At 67.0% G+C, this 15,050-nt stretch carries 17 protein-coding genes; 12 read left to right on the top strand and 5 right to left on the bottom strand.

Annotation, left to right across the window (positions count from 1 at the left end; genetic code table 11):
• The first annotated feature begins 121 nt into the window (after window positions 1-121).
• The 4 genes from EAH73_RS16265 (at window position 122) to EAH73_RS16250 (ending at window position 2,625) form a co-directional block, all read left to right on the top strand.
• Window positions 122-682 carry an RNA polymerase sigma factor gene (locus EAH73_RS16265; RefSeq protein WP_240047296.1) on the top strand — a complete coding sequence of 187 codons (561 nt, stop codon included), beginning with the start codon at window positions 122-124 and terminating at the stop codon, window positions 680-682.
• Window positions 683-689: 7 nt separating this feature from the next.
• Window positions 690-1,610 carry an anti-sigma factor domain-containing protein gene (locus tag EAH73_RS16260; protein WP_140468432.1) on the top strand — a complete coding sequence of 307 codons (921 nt, stop codon included), beginning with the start codon at window positions 690-692 and terminating at the stop codon, window positions 1,608-1,610.
• A gap of 159 nt (window positions 1,611-1,769) precedes the next feature.
• A complete protein-coding gene (locus tag EAH73_RS16255) occupies window positions 1,770-2,225 on the top strand; it encodes a peroxiredoxin (protein WP_140468430.1) in 456 nt (151 codons plus the stop codon).
• Window positions 2,226-2,322: 97 nt separating this feature from the next.
• Window positions 2,323-2,625 carry a SemiSWEET family sugar transporter gene (locus tag EAH73_RS16250; RefSeq protein WP_161599578.1) on the top strand — a complete coding sequence of 101 codons (303 nt, stop codon included), beginning with the start codon at window positions 2,323-2,325 and terminating at the stop codon, window positions 2,623-2,625.
• A 6-nt stretch (window positions 2,626-2,631) separates the two neighbouring features.
• Here the strand turns inward: EAH73_RS16250 and EAH73_RS16245 are convergent, their stop codons facing one another.
• Window positions 2,632-2,919: a hypothetical protein gene (locus EAH73_RS16245; RefSeq protein WP_140468426.1), complete on the bottom strand. Its 288-nt coding sequence runs from the start codon at window positions 2,917-2,919 to the stop codon at window positions 2,632-2,634.
• Between the two features lie 179 nt (window positions 2,920-3,098).
• Between EAH73_RS16245 and EAH73_RS16240 the strand changes: the two genes are divergently transcribed.
• Complete coding sequence (locus tag EAH73_RS16240; RefSeq protein ID WP_140468424.1) at window positions 3,099-3,494, top strand: hypothetical protein; 396 nt, start codon at window positions 3,099-3,101, stop codon at window positions 3,492-3,494.
• Between the two features lie 109 nt (window positions 3,495-3,603).
• Here the strand turns inward: EAH73_RS16240 and EAH73_RS16235 are convergent, their stop codons facing one another.
• The gene (locus tag EAH73_RS16235; protein ID WP_140468423.1) at window positions 3,604-5,082 is read right to left on the bottom strand and encodes an APC family permease; all 1,479 of its coding nucleotides are present in this window, start codon (window positions 5,080-5,082) and stop codon (window positions 3,604-3,606) included.
• A 139-nt stretch (window positions 5,083-5,221) separates the two neighbouring features.
• Between EAH73_RS16235 and EAH73_RS16230 the strand changes: the two genes are divergently transcribed.
• The 4 genes from EAH73_RS16230 to EAH73_RS16215 all read left to right on the top strand — a co-directional run bounded on the left by EAH73_RS16230 (window position 5,222) and on the right by EAH73_RS16215 (window position 10,231).
• Window positions 5,222-7,690, top strand: a complete 2,469-nt coding sequence (locus tag EAH73_RS16230; RefSeq protein WP_140468421.1) for a penicillin acylase family protein — start codon at window positions 5,222-5,224, stop codon at window positions 7,688-7,690.
• Window positions 7,691-7,705: 15 nt separating this feature from the next.
• Window positions 7,706-8,068, top strand: coding sequence for a hypothetical protein (locus tag EAH73_RS16225; RefSeq protein WP_140468419.1), 363 nt, complete (start codon window positions 7,706-7,708; stop codon window positions 8,066-8,068).
• Between the two features lie 90 nt (window positions 8,069-8,158).
• On the top strand, window positions 8,159-8,620 hold the full coding sequence (locus EAH73_RS16220; RefSeq protein WP_140468417.1) for a YybH family protein: 462 nt from the start codon (window positions 8,159-8,161) through the stop codon (window positions 8,618-8,620).
• Window positions 8,621-8,797: 177 nt separating this feature from the next.
• Window positions 8,798-10,231: a glucoamylase family protein gene (locus EAH73_RS16215; RefSeq protein WP_140468415.1), complete on the top strand. Its 1,434-nt coding sequence runs from the start codon at window positions 8,798-8,800 to the stop codon at window positions 10,229-10,231.
• A gap of 97 nt (window positions 10,232-10,328) precedes the next feature.
• Here EAH73_RS16215 and EAH73_RS16210 read toward each other — a convergent pair whose 3' ends face one another.
• Window positions 10,329-11,717, bottom strand: coding sequence for an amidohydrolase family protein (locus EAH73_RS16210; RefSeq protein ID WP_140468413.1), 1,389 nt, complete (start codon window positions 11,715-11,717; stop codon window positions 10,329-10,331).
• Between the two features lie 166 nt (window positions 11,718-11,883).
• Here EAH73_RS16210 and EAH73_RS16205 point away from each other — a divergent pair, with 166 nt between their 5' ends.
• The 3 genes from EAH73_RS16205 to EAH73_RS16195 are packed head-to-tail and all read left to right on the top strand — an operon-like array spanning window position 11,884 to window position 13,376.
• Window positions 11,884-12,564, top strand: coding sequence for a metallophosphoesterase (locus EAH73_RS16205; RefSeq protein ID WP_161599577.1), 681 nt, complete (start codon window positions 11,884-11,886; stop codon window positions 12,562-12,564).
• A gap of 43 nt (window positions 12,565-12,607) precedes the next feature.
• On the top strand, window positions 12,608-12,787 hold the full coding sequence (locus EAH73_RS23415; protein WP_193560207.1) for a hypothetical protein: 180 nt from the start codon (window positions 12,608-12,610) through the stop codon (window positions 12,785-12,787).
• Window positions 12,788-12,821: 34 nt separating this feature from the next.
• Complete coding sequence (locus EAH73_RS16195) at window positions 12,822-13,376, top strand: YdeI/OmpD-associated family protein (protein ID WP_140468409.1); 555 nt, start codon at window positions 12,822-12,824, stop codon at window positions 13,374-13,376.
• A gap of 203 nt (window positions 13,377-13,579) precedes the next feature.
• On the opposite strand, the gene EAH73_RS16190 is transcribed toward EAH73_RS16195, so the two are convergent.
• On the bottom strand, window positions 13,580-13,852 hold the full coding sequence (locus EAH73_RS16190; protein WP_140468407.1) for a hypothetical protein: 273 nt from the start codon (window positions 13,850-13,852) through the stop codon (window positions 13,580-13,582).
• Window positions 13,853-13,872: 20 nt separating this feature from the next.
• Window positions 13,873-14,997, bottom strand: coding sequence for an App1 family protein (locus EAH73_RS16185; RefSeq protein ID WP_240047295.1), 1,125 nt, complete (start codon window positions 14,995-14,997; stop codon window positions 13,873-13,875).
• Window positions 14,998-15,050 lie beyond the last annotated feature (53 nt).

The raw sequence follows: 15,050 nt of genomic DNA, 5'->3' as shown, positions 1-15,050 counted from the left end.
GTTATACCCTTTTCCGGGGCCCCGGGGTTGCGGGCGGCCCGGCTCAGTCCGGGCCCCCGGGCTTACTTTCGTGCACCACACCTGCGGCTTGCTCCGTCGCCTGGCCACTTTTCCTTTCACCGTGTCCGATACGCTACCCATCTCCCTGCCCACTGCCTCAGAGGAAGACCTCGTGCGCCGGCTTAAAGCCCGCGACGAATCGGCCCTGACGCTCTTTTACGACCGCTACGCGTCGGCCCTGTTTGGCGTCATCTCCCGCATCGTCAAAGACGACGATACGGCCGAAGACGTGCTTCAGGAAGCGCTGGTCAAAATCTGGAACGCTTTTCCGGCCTACGACGCCGAAAAGGGCCGCCTGTTCACCTGGGTGCTGAACATCTGTCGAAATTTAGCCATCGACAAAATCCGCTCGCGACAGCACCGCGTAGGTACTCGCACCCAGGGCCTCGACGACAGCCTTGCCGCTCAACGAATGCCCGCAGCCGACAGTTTTCGGCCCGAGCACATTGGGCTGCAAGAAGTTGTGCAGACCCTGGTGCCCGAACAGCGGCAAATAATCGACCTACTTTACTTCGGAGGGTACACCCAAAGCGAAGTGGCCGAGGAATTGAAGCTGCCCCTGGGCACCGTCAAAACCCGTGCCCGCACGGCCATTAAACTCCTTGGTAAACTGATACGCTAATTCCACCGTGGAAGATCCTCAAGCCTATATAGAATCCGGCATTTTAGAGCAGTACGCCCTCGGGCTGCTCACGCCCGCTGAGCGCGTTGCCGTCGAAGCCGAAGCCGCCCGTCACCCCCTCGTAGCCGAAGAGCTGGCCGCCGGCCAGCGCGCCCTCGAGTACTATGCCGAAGCCCACTCCCGTGAGTTGCCCGCCGCCATGCGCGACCGGGTGCTGACCAAAGTGCTGGCCCAAATTACCCCCGCCGCCGCCGAAGCCCCCGTGGCCGCCCCGGTAGCAGCTACCGCTGGGGCCCCCACGCCCTCCGCCAGCCTCCGGGCCGATGTAGACGCCCTGGCCCGCCCGCAAGCGGCTGCCGAGCCCGGCGTGCGCTCAATAAGCAGCGCCGCTGCACCCACAGCCCCGCGCCGGGGCCTGGCCATTGCCGCCTCCATCGCCTTGCTGCTGAGCTTGTTCGGCAACGCCTACCTGTACCAGCAGTGGCAGGGGGCCGACACCGCCCTCGTGGCCTTGCAGGACACCCAGAACCGCGTGGCCGCCAATACCTTGGTGGTAGAGAAAAAGCTCGGTGAAGTGAAAGAGCAGAACGCCGTGCTGCGCGACGCCGAGTTTCACTTCGTGGCCCTGGCCGGCACCCCCGATGCGCCCCAGGACCGTGCCCGGGTGCTGTTCAACGCCAAAACCAAGCAGGTGTACGTGGACGTGCAAAAGCTGTCCCCCGCGCCCACCGGCCGCCAGTACCAGCTTTGGGCCCTCAACAACGGCAAGCCCGTGGATGCTGGCATGCTGACGCAGGCCGCCGCTTCTGGCGAGCGCCTCGAGCGCATGAAAGACATTGCCAGCGCCCAGGCCTTCGCCGTGACGCTGGAGCCCCTGGGCGGCAGCGCCTCGCCCACCATGCCCATCCAGGCCATGGGCACCATTTAGGGCCCCTAGCTGCCTCCTCACTAACAGCCCCCGCGATGCTTCGCGGGGGCTGTTTTGTTGTGAAAAAGGCCAAACGGGCCGCGCCGTTGTTATTTGCGGGCCCCTGGCTACCCGCTGTGGCCGCCCGCTTTCCTTTCACCATTTTCTGACTGCACCGCCATGCTCCAAGTAGGCCAAACCGCCCCCGATTTCACACTCAACACCACCGACGGCACCCCGTTCCACCTAGCCGACCGCCGCGGGCGGCACCTAGTGCTGTACTTCTACCCGAAGGATGACACGCCCGGCTGCACGGCCGAAGCCTGCTCGTTCCGCGACCAGTACCAGGACTTCCAGGACCTGGGGGCCGACGTGGTGGGCATCAGTTCCGACAACGAAGCCTCGCACCAGAAATTTACCCAGAAGCACCGCCTGCCCTTTCCGCTGCTGGCCGACGCCGGCGGGGCCGTGCGCAAGCTCTACGAGGTGCCCCGCGCCCTGCTGGGCCTGCTGCCCGGCCGCGTCACGTTTGTAATTGACAAAGAAGGTGTTATCCAGTACATCTTCAACTCCATGAGCGGGGCCACCGACCACGTGCGTCACACCAAAGACGTACTCAAGGGCCTGCCCGCCTAAGGCCTCGGGGGCCCCGGCAGGTACGGCCTGTCTGCGCTAGCTGGGCGGCTTGCTGGTACGCCCTGGGCCCCCGGGCGCCCGGCTGCGTATGCAGGCCATGACTTCCTTCGCGCACCTTTTCAGCGGGGTTGGCCTGCTGGCCGCGGTCCTGTCGGGCCTCACGTTTTTCCCGCAGGTGCTCCACACCTGGCAGAAGCGCTCGGCGCAGGGCCTCTCGGGCTCGATGCTGGCGGTGGGCGGCGCCAGTATGGTGCTGTGGCTGGCCTACGGGGCCTATACGCACAGCCTGCCCATCTTGCTGGGCAACGGCTGCAACCTGTTTTTTACCCTGCTGCTGGTGTATTTTAAGTGGCGCTACCGGGCGGCCCCGCCCGTGGCCCCGGCCGCCCCCGCGTCCTAGCGGCGGCTAGTGGAAAGTGCCGTTGTGGCCGTGGTCGTCCTCATCATCTTCGTGGTCATGGCCGTGGTCATGGTCGTGGTGATGGCCGGCGTTGGGCTTGCCGAAGTAGTTGAGCAGCGTGCCGCCGGCGTAAAACACCAGCCAGCACACGTAGAGCCAGCCGAAGCCTGCCGGCACGCGCCCCACAAACGCCGCCAGGATGAAGTGGGCCCCGGCGCTCATCAGCAGCCCGGTCACGGCCACAAACTGGAAGCTGTTGAGGGCAGAGGGGCGATAGAGTTTGGAGAAGTCCATGGCGGGCACAAGCAAAAAAGGCCGGGTTTGTTTGGCGGCCGGGGCCCCAGCCGGGGCATTGGCGGGGCCCCGGCGCACAAAAATAGGGCCCCCGGAGCCCCGCGCCCCCCGGGCGGCAACGCAACCGCGCCGGGGGCGTACACCCAAGCAGATTCGCTTCACCCTAATCATCCCTTCCTATGATACTTGACAGCCTCTTTGGCGACGACGACCAGAAAGACCCGCAACCGGACCGCGACATCCCGCAGAACGAGCAGCAGCAAAAAGAAAAAGAGTACAAAGCCGACCAGAGCAACGGCAAAGAAGAAAACGACGCCTCGGCCGCCCGCTACACCGGCGCCCACGGCTACACCCAGCGCTCCGACCAGAAGGACCAGCTCGAAAACCTGCACATCGGCGGCTCCGAGCGCACGCCCCAGGGCGGCACCGAGCACACCGCCGCCAACGAGCAGCAGCAGGGCCCCGGCTTCGGCGTGGAGGGCAGCTACGAGCTCGACCACGATGTGCGCACCAAGGAGCAAAAGTTTGGCGAAGACGCCCCCAGCGGCCCCGCTAAAGAGCCCCAGGACATGTAATTACCCCCATGGATCCATAAAAACGGCCTTCCCCGCAGGGGGGAGGCCGTTTTTGCGTTTGGAAAGGTAGTGGCCGCCAGGGTATGTCCTGGCGGCACCCCAGGGGGGCCTATTCTGCCGCGGTGGGGCCCCCGAAGCGGCGGCCGAAGAGGAAGAATACGGGCAGGCCCAGCGCCACCAGGCCCAGGCCGCGGCGCGAATATTCGGCCGTGTCGGGGGCGATGAGCAGCACCACGCAGAAGGCCGAGGCCAGGCCGATGTAGATGAGCGGCACCACCGGGTAGCCCCAGGCGCGGTAGGGGCGGGGCGCGTGGGGCCGGGTGCGGCGCAGCACGAAAATGCCGATAATGGTGACCACGTAAAACAGAATCACGGCGAACATCACGTAGTTGAGCAGCTGGCCGTAGCTGCCGCTCAGGCACAGCAGGCTGGCCCACAGGCACTGCGCCCACAGGGCCCGGGCGGGCACCCCGGCGGGGTTGAGGCGGGCCAGGCCGGGGAAAAACAGGCCGTCCTTGGCCATGGCGAAGTAGGCCCGCGCCCCGCTCAGGATGATGCCGTTGTTGGCTCCGAACGTGCTGAGCATGATGAGGATGGCCATGACGTAGGCCCCCGGGGCCCCCAACACCGACTCGGCCACGGCCGTGGCCACGCGGTCGTCCTTGGCGTACATGATGCCGCGCCCGGCCACGGTGGCCGCCTCGGGCGAGCCGGCCAGCGGCAGCACCAATAGGTACACGATGTTCAGCAGGATGTAGAGCGCCGTGACGATGCCCGTGCCGATGACCATGCTGCGCACCAGCGTGCGCTCGGGGTTCTGAATTTCCTCGCCCGCGAAGCCGATGTTGTTCCACGAATCGGAAGAGAACAGCGAGCCCGACATGGCCATGCCGATGGCGATGACCAGGGCCCCCGCGCTCAGCGGCAGGGCGGGGCCCCCGGCGGCGGGGTGGCGCGCGGCGGCCCACACGTCGTGGAAGTTGGCCGCCACCGCGGCGTGGTTGAGGCCCAGCGCCACTCCGAACACGATGAGCAGCGCCAACGCCACCAGCTTGGTGCTGCCCAGCACGTTCTGGATGAGCTTGCCCGTGCGCACGCCCTGCGCGTTCAGGGCCGTGATGCCCACGATGAGCAGTATGGCCACCACCTGCGCGCTGCTGACCGCCAGGGGCCCTATTTGGAACAATACATTCGTCACGCTCGACCAGCCCCAAAGCACGCCCAGGAACTTGGCGAAGGCCACGGCCACGGCCGCAATCACGCCGGTTTGAATCACCAAAAACAGCGTCCAGCCGTAGAGAAACGCCACCAGCCGCCCGAAGGCCTCGCGCAGGTACACGTACTGCCCGCCCACCTTGGGGAACATGGCCGCCAGCTCGCCGTAGCTCACGGCGCCGGCCGTGGTGATGAGGCCGGTGATGAGCCAGACCACCAGCAGCCAGCCGGCGGTGCCCACCTGCCGGGCAATGTCGGCCGAAACGATGAAAATGCCCGAGCCGATCATGCTGCCCGTGACGAGCATGATGGCGTCGAACAGGGTGAGGGCCCGCTGGAAATGGGGCGGGGAAGTGGGCGTAGCGTCGGCCATAGAAAAACGAAAACGGAATTAAGCCGGCAAGCTACGCGCTGGCGGCGTTAGGGCCCCGGGGCGCTGGCCGGTTTCCGATTACTTTCGCCGCCGGGCGCTGGGCAATCCAGCGGCTGCCACCCCTTGCCGCTGACCGCTTATGCTGCGCTGGATTAAAGCCCTGCTCGCCCTGGGGCTCGCCGTTGCCCTCACCTGGGGCCTGAACACCAAGCACGGCGACGTGCCGCCGTTTGGCAAGCTGCTGAGCCCGTTCCGCGGGTTTTGGCAAAATGGCGAAACCGCCGGGGGCCTGCCCGCCCAGCAAACGCTGCGCCTGCCGGGCCTGCAGCGGCCGGTGCAGGTGCGCTTCGACGACAAGCGCGTGCCGCACGTATTTGCCCAGAACGACCACGACCTGTACTACGCCCAGGGCTACCTCACGGCCCAGGACCGGCTCTGGCAGATGGACTTCATCGCCCACGTGGCGGGCGGGCGGCTGGCGGAAATCGTGGGGCCGGCGCGCCTCGAAACCGACCGCTTCTTCCGGCGCATGGGCCTGCCGTTTGGGGCCCAAAAATCGCTGGCCGCGGCCCTGGCCGACCCCGTGACCCGCACCGTGCTCACCTCGTACGCCGACGGGGTGAACGCCTACATTGGCACGCTGACGCCGGCCACCCTGCCCTTCGAGTACAAGCTGCTCGACTACACGCCCGAACCCTGGGTGCCGCTGAAAAGCTGCCTGATCCTGAAGTACATGGCCTTCGACTTGAGTGGCCGCTCCGACGACTTGCGCATGAGCAACGCGCTGGCCCGCTACGGCCCGGCCGTTGTCAAAGACCTGTTTCCCGACTACCCGGTGCAGGAGGAGCCGGTGGTGCCGGTGGGTACGCCGCTCGATTTTACGCCCCTGCCCGTGCCGGCCACGCCGCCGGGCTTCGCGGCGGCGCTGTCGGGCCAGGTGCCGCAGCACGAGCCCGACCCCGAGCTGGGCTCCAACAACTTTGCCGTGAGCGGGGCCAAGTCGGCCACGGGCTTCCCGCTGCTGGCCAACGACCCGCACTTGCAGCTCAACCTGCCCAGCATCTGGTACCAGGTGCAGCTGGCCGCGCCCGGCGTGAATGTGTACGGAGTGAGCATTCCGGGGGCCCCGTTTGCCATCATCGGCTTCAACGAGCGGGTGGCCTGGGGCGTGACCAACGTGGCGGCCGACGTGCTGGACTGGTACCAGATCAAGTTCCGCGACGGCACGCGGCGCGAGTACTGGCACGCCGGCCGTTGGAAGCCGGTGCGCCGGGTGGTGGAGCGCATCCGGGTGCGCGGCCGGCCCGACCGCCTCGACACGGTGCTCTACACCCACCACGGCCCCATCGTGTACGATAAGCCGGAAAAGCCTTTCCTGCCCGGCCAGGTGCCCGTGGCCCACGCCATGCGCTGGACGGCCCACGATGCGGCCAACGAGTTCCAAGCCTTTTACCGCCTTAACCGCGCCCGCAACTACCCCGACTACACCGCCGCGCTCAGCACTTACGGCTCGCCGGCCCAGAACTTTATTTTTGCCAGCGCCGACAAGGACATTGCCCTCTGGCCCAACGGCCGCTTCCCGCTGAAGTGGCGCGACCAGGGCAAGTTCATTCTCGACGGCACCGACCCGGCCTACGACTGGCAGGGCTGGATTCCGGCCGCCCAAAACCCGCACGTGAAGAACCCGCCGCGCCAGTTCGTGGCCTCGTCCAACCAATTCTCGGCCGGCCCCGACTACCCGTATTACCTGAACTGGGACTACGGCAACGGCAGCTACGACCGTGCCCACCGCATCGGCGAGCGGCTGGCGCGCATGACCCAGGCCACGCCCGACAGCCTGCGCATGCTCCAGAACGACAACCTCAGCGTGACGGCCCAGCAGCTGCTGCCCCGCCTGCTGGCGCTGGCCGCCGGCCCCGCCAACGGCGACACGCTGGTGGCCGCCGCCGGGCCCGAGGCCCGCGCGCTGGCCGAAATGCGCCGCTGGAACTACATGTACGACGCCGACGCGCTGGCCCCGAGCGTATTCGATTTATGGTTTGCCAACCTGGTGCAGCGCATTTGGAACGATGATTTCGGGCTGCAAGCCACTGGCCTGGAAATGCGCTTCCCCGCCCGCGACCGCACCAAAACGCTGCTGCTGCGCGAGCCAAACAGCCCCTGGGTGGACGACCGCCGCACGCCGCTGCGCGAAACCCTGCCGCAGCTGGTGCGCCGCAGCCTGCGCTTCGCCACCGATTCGCTCACCCGCAAGTACGGCCCCCTGGGGCCCCGGTGGGCCTGGAAAAACCAGAAGAGCACCGACGTGCTGCACATGCTCCAGCTGCCCGGTTTCGGCCACCTCGACCTGGACTGCGGCGGCGGGGCGGGCATTGTGAACGCCACCACCAACCGCACGGGGCCCTCGTGGCGCATGGTGGTGGCGCTGGGGCCCCAGGTGCGGGCCTACGGCGTATTCCCGGGCGGCCAGAGCGGCAACCCCGGCTCGGCGGCCTACGACGATATGCTCGAAACCTGGCGCGTGGGCCAGCTCAACGAGCTGGTGTTCCTGCGCTCAGCCGGCGAGGCCCACCCCCGCGTGCGGGCCACCTGGACCTTGGCCAACTAATCTTTCCCCGCCCGTATGCGACTCTTGCTATCGATTTTCGTCCTGGCGCTGCTGGTGCAGCTTTTCCTGCCCTGGTGGACGGTGGCGCCGCTGTGCTTCGGATTGGCCGCCGGCCTGGGGGCCCCGGGCGGCCGGGCATTTGGGGCGGGCTTTGCCGGCATCGGCCTGGGCTGGCTGCTGGCCGCTGCCTGGCTGAACGCGCGCAGTGCCGGCATTCTGAGCCACCGCATGGCCCAGCTACTCCCGCTTGGGGGCAGCGGCTGGGCCCTGGTGCTGGCCACGGCCCTGGTGGGCGGGCTGGTGGGCGGCGTGGCAGCGCTGGCCGGCGCTTGGGCGCGGCAGGCGGTGCGCGGCCCGGCCCCGGTGGCAGGTAGGTAAACCGGGGCTAAACTAGCCCCGGCCGCTAAACGCTTTACCGCCGCCATCTTTGCGGCGGGGGTGCCGTTGCCCCGCTTTTGCTCGCCGCGTATGTCGTTCACCTGCTCACCGCAGCGCCTGGCCCGGCCCGCGCTGGGGGCCCTGTTGCTGCTGGCCGCGCCCGCCGGGGCCCAAACCTCGCCCGCGCCGCGCGCCGCCATTGCCCGGGTGCTGGCCACCCAAACCGCCGCCTGGAACCGCGGCGACATCCCCGGCTTCATGCAGGGCTACTGGCAGTCCGATTCGCTGGTGTTCATCGGCAAAAAGGGCCTCACCTACGGCTGGGCCCCCACGCTGGCCAACTACCAGAAAAGCTACCCCGACGCCACCGCCATGGGCCGCCTCGACTTCGGGGCCCTGCGCATCACCCCGTTGGGGCCCGACGCGGCCGAGGTGGTGGGGGCCTGGCACCTGGCCCGCCCCACCGCCCTGGGCGACCTAGGCGGCCACTTCCTGCTGGTGTTTCGGCGCATCCAGGGCCGCTGGGTCATCGTAGCGGATCACACGTCATAGCGCCCGGCCGGGCCCGGCGCATAGCTCCGCATTAAATGGAGTTAATTGCTTACCTTTTAGCAGGCCTGGGCCTGGCAGTGGAGCGGGCCTGCCTATGCGTGCGCCGGGGCCCCGCGGTGGGCCTGGGGACCCCGGCGAAGGGGCCTGTGCTCATTCTTTCATACTATTTTGAAGCCCGTGAAAAACACGCTGGGACTACTGCTGGTAGGGACGTTAGGCGCATTGGCGGCCCCTGCCCAAACGAAGCGCTCGGCGGGGCCCCCGCCCGCGGCACGCGACGTGATTGCGCCGGTGGGCATCGTGAAAAACCTCAGCGATTCGGCTTTGCTGGACGTGGTGCAGCGGCAAACGTTTCGGTACTTCTGGCACTTCGCGCACCCGGTGAGCGGCCTGGCCCGCGAGCGCGACAACACCGTGCGGGCCGTGTACTACTGGGATTACATCAACGAGGCCGACGACAGCCCCAACCTGAGCACGGCCACGTTTGGCCCGGAGGCCTGCGCCATTGGTGGCACCGGCATGGGGGTGATGGCCACGGTGGTGGCCGTGCACCGCGGCTGGGTGAGCCAGGCGGCGGCCCTGCACCGGCTCACCAAAATCGTTGATTTTCTGGCGAAGGCCGATTGCTACCACGGCATCTACCCGCACTTCATGAACGGGGCGACCGGCAAAACCATCGCCTTCGACCGCATCGACGACGGGGCCGACATCGTGGAAACGTCCTACCTGCTGATGGGCTTGCTCACGGCCAAAGCCTACTTCAACGGGACCACGCTGCCCGAGCGGTACTTCCAGAAGCGGGTGCAGCAAATGTGGGCCGCCGCCGACTGGAACTGGCACAGCAAAGGGGGCACCGCGGCGCTGTACTGGCACTGGAGCCCCACCAACGACTTCCAGATGAACTTCCCGGTGGTGGGCTACGACGAGGCGCTGATTACCTATATCATGGCCGCGTCGTCGCCCAACCACCCCATCTCCAAGGAGTTGTACGAAAACTGCTGGGTGAAGAACCCGGGCTGGCGCAACGGCAAGACGTACTACGGCTACGAGCTGCCGCTCGACACCTACGACAAGGGCGGCCCGCTGTTTTTCGAGCAGTATACCTACCTGGACATCGACCCCAACGGGCTGACCGACAACCACGGCATCGACTACGCCCAGCAGACCCGCAACCACACCCTCATCAACCGGGCGTACTGCCTCGAAAACCCCAAGCACTACAAAGGCTACGGGGCCAACTGCTGGGGCCTCACCGCCGGCGACAGCTACAAGGGCTACGTGGCGCACTGCCCAAGCGTGGACTTAGGCGTGATTCAGCCCACGGCGGCGCTGTCCTCGTTTCCGTACACGCCAGCCTTTTCCATGCAGGTGCTCCGGCACTTGTACTACGACCTGGGCGCGCAGCTCTGGGGCCCCTATGGCTTTGCCGACGGCTTCAGCGAAACGCGGAACTGGTACGCCAAAACTCACCTGGCCATCGACCAGGGCCCCATCGTGGTGATGATTGAGAACTACCGCAGCGGCCTGCCCTGGCGGTTGTTCATGGGCGACCCCGACGTGCAAAAGGGCCTGGCCCGGCTGGGCTTCACGAGCAAGCGCGCCCAGCGCTGACCTTTCAGGAAACGGTGCGGCTGGCGGCAGCGCGCAGGCGCTCCCGTGGAGCCGGGGGTGGGGCCCTGAGTTGCGCCGGCTGGCTCCTCGTTGCGGCCTACTTCTCGGCGGCCACTTGCTGCAAGTGCTCCAATAGCCGGTCCAGGTCCTGCCGCGACAGGTAGCGGCCATCGGCCACCACGGCGGCGATGCGGCGGGTGTTGGCGATGTCCGCCAGCGGGTTGGCGCTGAGCAGCACGAGGTCGGCGAGGCGGCCGGGCGCGACGCTGCCGAAGTCCTGGAGGCGGTGGTAGAACCGGGCCGGGTTCAGGGTGGCCGTTTGCAGGGCCTCCAAGGGCGTGAAGCCGGCCGCCACGAAGCGCTGCAACTCCAGGTGCAGGCTGGGGCCGGGCAGCACGTCCACGCCGGCCGGCGCGTCGGTCCCGGCCAGGAAGCCCACCCCGGCCGCGTGCAGCTTGCGCACCAGCGTCAGCTCGTGGCCCACGAAGCGGGCCCGCACCGGCAGCGGCTCCGTGTCCATCGTTCGGGCAATGCTGGCCTGGGCCTTGGGCCACCGCTGCGCCACCCAGCTGCGGCCGGCGTAGGCCAGGTCGGGGTCGGCGCGCCACGCAATGGAATCGACGAGCCACTGGCCCCGCTCCCAGAACAGGGTGGGGCACTGCCATACTTGGTGCGCCGCCAGCAGCCGCACGGCGGCGGCTTCGCGGGCCGGGTCGTAGGTGGCCAGCAGGCGGCCCGGCGACTTCTCGGCGCCCGCCAAGTACCGGGCCTCGTCGGTCGAGCTGGCCTCGAAAATGCCGATCAGGTGCTCGAAGGTGCGCTGGCCGGCGGCTACGGCTTCGGCGGCGCTCACGGCATCGGGCACGTGCCCTTCGAAGGGCAGGCCCACGGCCTTGGCCTCGGCCGCAATGGCGAAGTAAGCGTCCCGCGGCACGTAGGACTGGATTTTGATGAAATCGACGCCCCGCGCCTTGAGCATCGCCACGGCCCGGCGGCCGTCCGCGGGGGTGGCCACGGCGATGGCCGCTTTATAGGGCGACTTGGGTCCGTCGAGCATCGGCCCGCTCACCACCAGCCGGGGCCCCAGCCGGCGGTGCGCCGCCACGGCCGCCCGGGCCCCCAAAACAGAGTCGAGCTGGCTGCCCATGTCGCGGATGCCGGTTATGCCGTTGGCCAGCAGCAGCGGCAGGATCAGGTCGGTGCCGGCGGCGGCCGTCCCGTCGAAGTACACGTGGGTGTGCATGTCCCACAGCCCCGGCATCAGGTACTGCCCGCGGGCGTCCACCACCCGGCCGTTTTTGGGATTGGCAGGAGCCGAGGGCCCCACGCGCACAATGCGCGGGCCGCTGATTACCACCGTCATGTCGGGCCGAACGGTGCCCGTGGCCACGTCAATTATGTTGGCGTGCACGATGGTGAGCGGCTGCGCCCGCGCCGCCGAAGCACCCAGGCAAAGGGCGAGGAACAGGGCGGGCAGGAGGCGCATCAGGCGAGGGCAGAAAGGGGTGGGGGAGAGCAGTCGGCTGGCGAAAGTAGTGTACATTTCGGGGCCCCGGCCGCTACGAAAAAGTGGCCGGGCGCGGCCCCGCCCGGCGCGGCCACCGACCGGTTATTCCTTCCACTCCGCTGCAGCGGCCTTTTTAACTAAAAGCATGGAAACCTACGTCATAGGGGATATTCACGGCGCGGTGCGGGCGCTGGACCAAGTGCTGGAGCGCAGCCCGTTTCGCCCAGGCATCGACCGCCTCGTGCAGCTCGGCGACGTGGCCGACGGCTGGCCCGATACCCCGGCCTGCGTGGATCGGCTGCTGGGCATCCCCAACAGCATCTGGCTGCAAGGCAACCACGACTGGTGGGCGGCGGAGTGGCTGAGCACGCAGCTCCCGCTCGAATACGTGGAACAGGACTGGTACCGGCAGGGCGGCCAGGCCACCTACGAGGCCTACCTGCAATTGCCCTCGGATGAGCGGTACCGGCACTTTCGCCAGTTTTTTGGCGAGCAGTGGCCCTACTTCGAAGATGAAGCCAACAACCTGTACGTGCACGCCGGCTACGACCCCAAACGGCCCATTGCCCTGCAAGACCCGTTCGACCTCATCTGGACGCGCGACCTGTGGGACGGCAACCAGGCCGCCACCGGCTACCACGAATGCTTCATCGGCCACACCTCCACCTGGAACTATAAAAAAGTGCCTTGCCAAACCCACAACGTGTGGAACGTGGACCAGGGCGCCGCTTACAACGGACGCCTGAGCATGCTGAATGTGCGCACCAAAGAGTTTGTGCAGAGCGACGTAGTACGGGAGCTATACCCCGGCGTGGAGGGGCGCTAATGGCCGGACTGGCCACCACCGCTTTTACGCGCTGCGCAGCACCATGTGCGCCGCTGCCCTGCGTTTCGCGGCCATCGTGGCCGTGGGCTACTTGGTAGCCAACACCACCAGCATAGCCATCAACCCCAATATTCCCCGCCCCATCCGCTGCAGTGCCAGCACCAGCGCCTACCACGTAGCCGGCACCACGCTGACGTGCCTCGTGCTGGCCGCGATGAAATAGGGCCCCGGGGCCCCCACCACTTTAGCAAGTACCCATGGCGAAGCCGGAAGTATTGGTTGTCTGTCCTTTGAGCCCGCAGCACTGGCGCGCGTGGCTGCAAGCGCACCACAACGAGCACTCAGCCGTTTGGCTGGTGTACCACAAAAAGCAGTCGGCCACGCCAACCCTGACCTGGAGCGAAGCCGTAGACGAAGCCCTGTGCTTCGGCTGGATCGACAGCCAGGCCAAGCCGATAGACGCCGACACGTACCAGCAGCGCTTCAGCCGCCGCCAGCCCAAAAGCGGGTGGTCGCGGGTGAATAAGGAAAAGGTACAGCGGCTGCTCGCCGAAGGAAAAATGGCCCCCGCCGGCCTGGCTAGCATCGAAAGGGCCCAGCAAAACGGCTCCTGGACCCTGCTCGATGAGGTGGAAGCGCTGCACCTGCCGGCCGACCTGGCACAGGCGTTTGAGCAGCAACCCGCGGCCCGCGGCTATTTCTTGAGCCTCAGCCGAACCGCTAAGCGCAACTTATTGCTGGGGCTAGTGATGGCGAAGCGGCCCGCGACCCGTCAGCAACGCATCGCAGCCATCCTGGAACTAGCCAGCTAACGGGTGCCGCCAGCTGCGCAGCTCGGGGCGAAAGCATCAGCGAGGCGTTTGCTGGGATCAGTAGCCCAAAGGATTGCTGGGCACTGTGACTTTTTTGCACAGTATTATCAGCGCGGGCAAATGGTCGATGGCCAATCGAATTGATAACTCGGCCTTCCGCGACGCCGTTGGGGCAGTGTAGCTAAGTTCTTCTAAGAGGTAATTTAAGGATGAGCGTTTGCCTTTTTTTTAATTCGCTCAATCTGCTGTTCGAACTGCACTACTTCTCTGCCGTTGCTTACCCCTGATAAAAGTATTTGCTTGCGCTCAGTCATCAGCCCTTCCGGCACGGCCAACAACACACCAATCGTCAAACGACCGCGTAGCTGGTCGAAAGCAAATTCCTCAATAAGTGCGTCGTGTAAATCGGTAGGGAGGGGTGGCAGGCTCATCGCGACATAGTCGCTAAAGACAAGTCCGTGAAAATAGAGCCACACAAACCAAGCCCTTGAGGCTTTTACGCACTTTTTTCATCCGCTTTTACCGCCACCAGCCCGCCATCAATGAGCCCGCGCTTGGCGGCGTGGCGCATGGCGGTGGCGTAGTCGGGCACGAGGAGCATTTCCACGTTTTCGGCGTGCAGTTCGGCTATCAGCTGCGGGATGCGCAGGGCCCGCTTGGGCACCTGCACGTCGCGGATGTACACGGCGCGGATGCGGCCGGGGTAGCGGCGCACCACCTCGCGGTAGATGCGGGCGTCTTCCTGGCCGCTGTCGCCGAGCAGCACGAAGGGCAGGGCGGGGTAGGCCCGCAGCACGTTTTCGATTTCGTGGAGCTTGTGGCCGAAGTGGGCGGCGGCGGCCAGGCCTTCGGCGGTGGCGGGCGCGGGGTTGCGCGGGCGCAGGCCCACGTCGCGCAGCAGCAGGGCCCCCTTCGGGATGCGGTGCAGGGTGAGGAACTCGTCGAGCGCGTCGTAGAGGTTCCACGGGCTGCTGCTAATGTAGAAAAACGGGTTGTCGGGCCGCCCGGTGCAGCCCAGTTGCAGGGCCCTATAAAACGCGCCCACGTCGGCAAAGGGCTGGTGCGAAAACTCGTTGCGCAGCAGCACCGTGAAGCCCATGCGCAGGAAGTTGGTGGCTCCCGATTCGAATACCGTGTCGTCGAGGTCGGAAATCACCCCAAACTCGGCCCCGGCGGGCGGCACCAGCACCTCGGCCACGGCCTGCACGGGGCGGGCGGGCAGGGGCGCGCCGTCGGGTAGGCGGGCCAGGCGCACGGCCACCGGCTGCCACAGCAGGGCCCCCGGCGGCGGCTGGGGCGGGGCCTCCAGCACGAGCGTGAAGTAGCCCTCGTCGTCGGTCACGACGGGCTGCTGGGCCCCGCCGGCGCGCTCGGCCACCAGCCCGGCCCCGGCAATTTCGTAGCTCAGGAAGCGCCGGGCCATGTTGCGGAAGTTGCGCCAGCGCGAATCGGCCGCGGTGGCCGGGGCCAGGCCGGGGTCGGTGAGCAGGCGGCCCTTCACGTAGAAGCGCTCGGCCGTGCCGTAGGTGCGGTACGTGACGAGCTGGAGCGGGCGCGCCCAGCCGAGGCGGGCCAGGCGGTGGTTGTCGAGGTGGAGCAGGCGGGAAAGCAGTTCGCGCAAAAAAGGCATAAGGGCAAACCTACGGCCGGGCGCGCCGGGGCGCCAAGCGCGGC

It is taken from the genome of Hymenobacter nivis (assembly GCF_006439025.1).
Lineage (GTDB): Bacteria > Bacteroidota > Bacteroidia > Cytophagales > Hymenobacteraceae > Hymenobacter > Hymenobacter nivis_A.
Note: the sequence above shows the minus strand (reverse complement) of the source record. Positions and strands in the feature narration are given on the sequence as shown.

Excerpts from the sequence above, each read along its gene's own strand:
- EAH73_RS16255 (WP_140468430.1), top strand. The coding sequence starts at position 1,770 with ATGCTCCAAGTAGGCCAAACCGCCCCCGATTTCACACTCAACACCACC.
- EAH73_RS16250 (WP_161599578.1), top strand. The coding sequence starts at position 2,323 with ATGACTTCCTTCGCGCACCTTTTCAGCGGGGTTGGCCTGCTGGCCGCG.
- EAH73_RS16245 (WP_140468426.1), bottom strand. The coding sequence starts at position 2,919 with ATGGACTTCTCCAAACTCTATCGCCCCTCTGCCCTCAACAGCTTCCAG.
- EAH73_RS16240 (WP_140468424.1), top strand. The coding sequence starts at position 3,099 with ATGATACTTGACAGCCTCTTTGGCGACGACGACCAGAAAGACCCGCAA.
- EAH73_RS16235 (WP_140468423.1), bottom strand. The coding sequence starts at position 5,082 with ATGGCCGACGCTACGCCCACTTCCCCGCCCCATTTCCAGCGGGCCCTC.
- EAH73_RS16230 (WP_140468421.1), top strand. The coding sequence starts at position 5,222 with ATGCTGCGCTGGATTAAAGCCCTGCTCGCCCTGGGGCTCGCCGTTGCC.
- EAH73_RS16225 (WP_140468419.1), top strand. The coding sequence starts at position 7,706 with ATGCGACTCTTGCTATCGATTTTCGTCCTGGCGCTGCTGGTGCAGCTT.
- EAH73_RS16220 (WP_140468417.1), top strand. The coding sequence starts at position 8,159 with ATGTCGTTCACCTGCTCACCGCAGCGCCTGGCCCGGCCCGCGCTGGGG.
- EAH73_RS16210 (WP_140468413.1), bottom strand. The coding sequence starts at position 11,717 with ATGCGCCTCCTGCCCGCCCTGTTCCTCGCCCTTTGCCTGGGTGCTTCG.
- EAH73_RS16205 (WP_161599577.1), top strand. The coding sequence starts at position 11,884 with ATGGAAACCTACGTCATAGGGGATATTCACGGCGCGGTGCGGGCGCTG.
- EAH73_RS23415 (WP_193560207.1), top strand. The coding sequence starts at position 12,608 with ATGTGCGCCGCTGCCCTGCGTTTCGCGGCCATCGTGGCCGTGGGCTAC.
- EAH73_RS16195 (WP_140468409.1), top strand. The coding sequence starts at position 12,822 with ATGGCGAAGCCGGAAGTATTGGTTGTCTGTCCTTTGAGCCCGCAGCAC.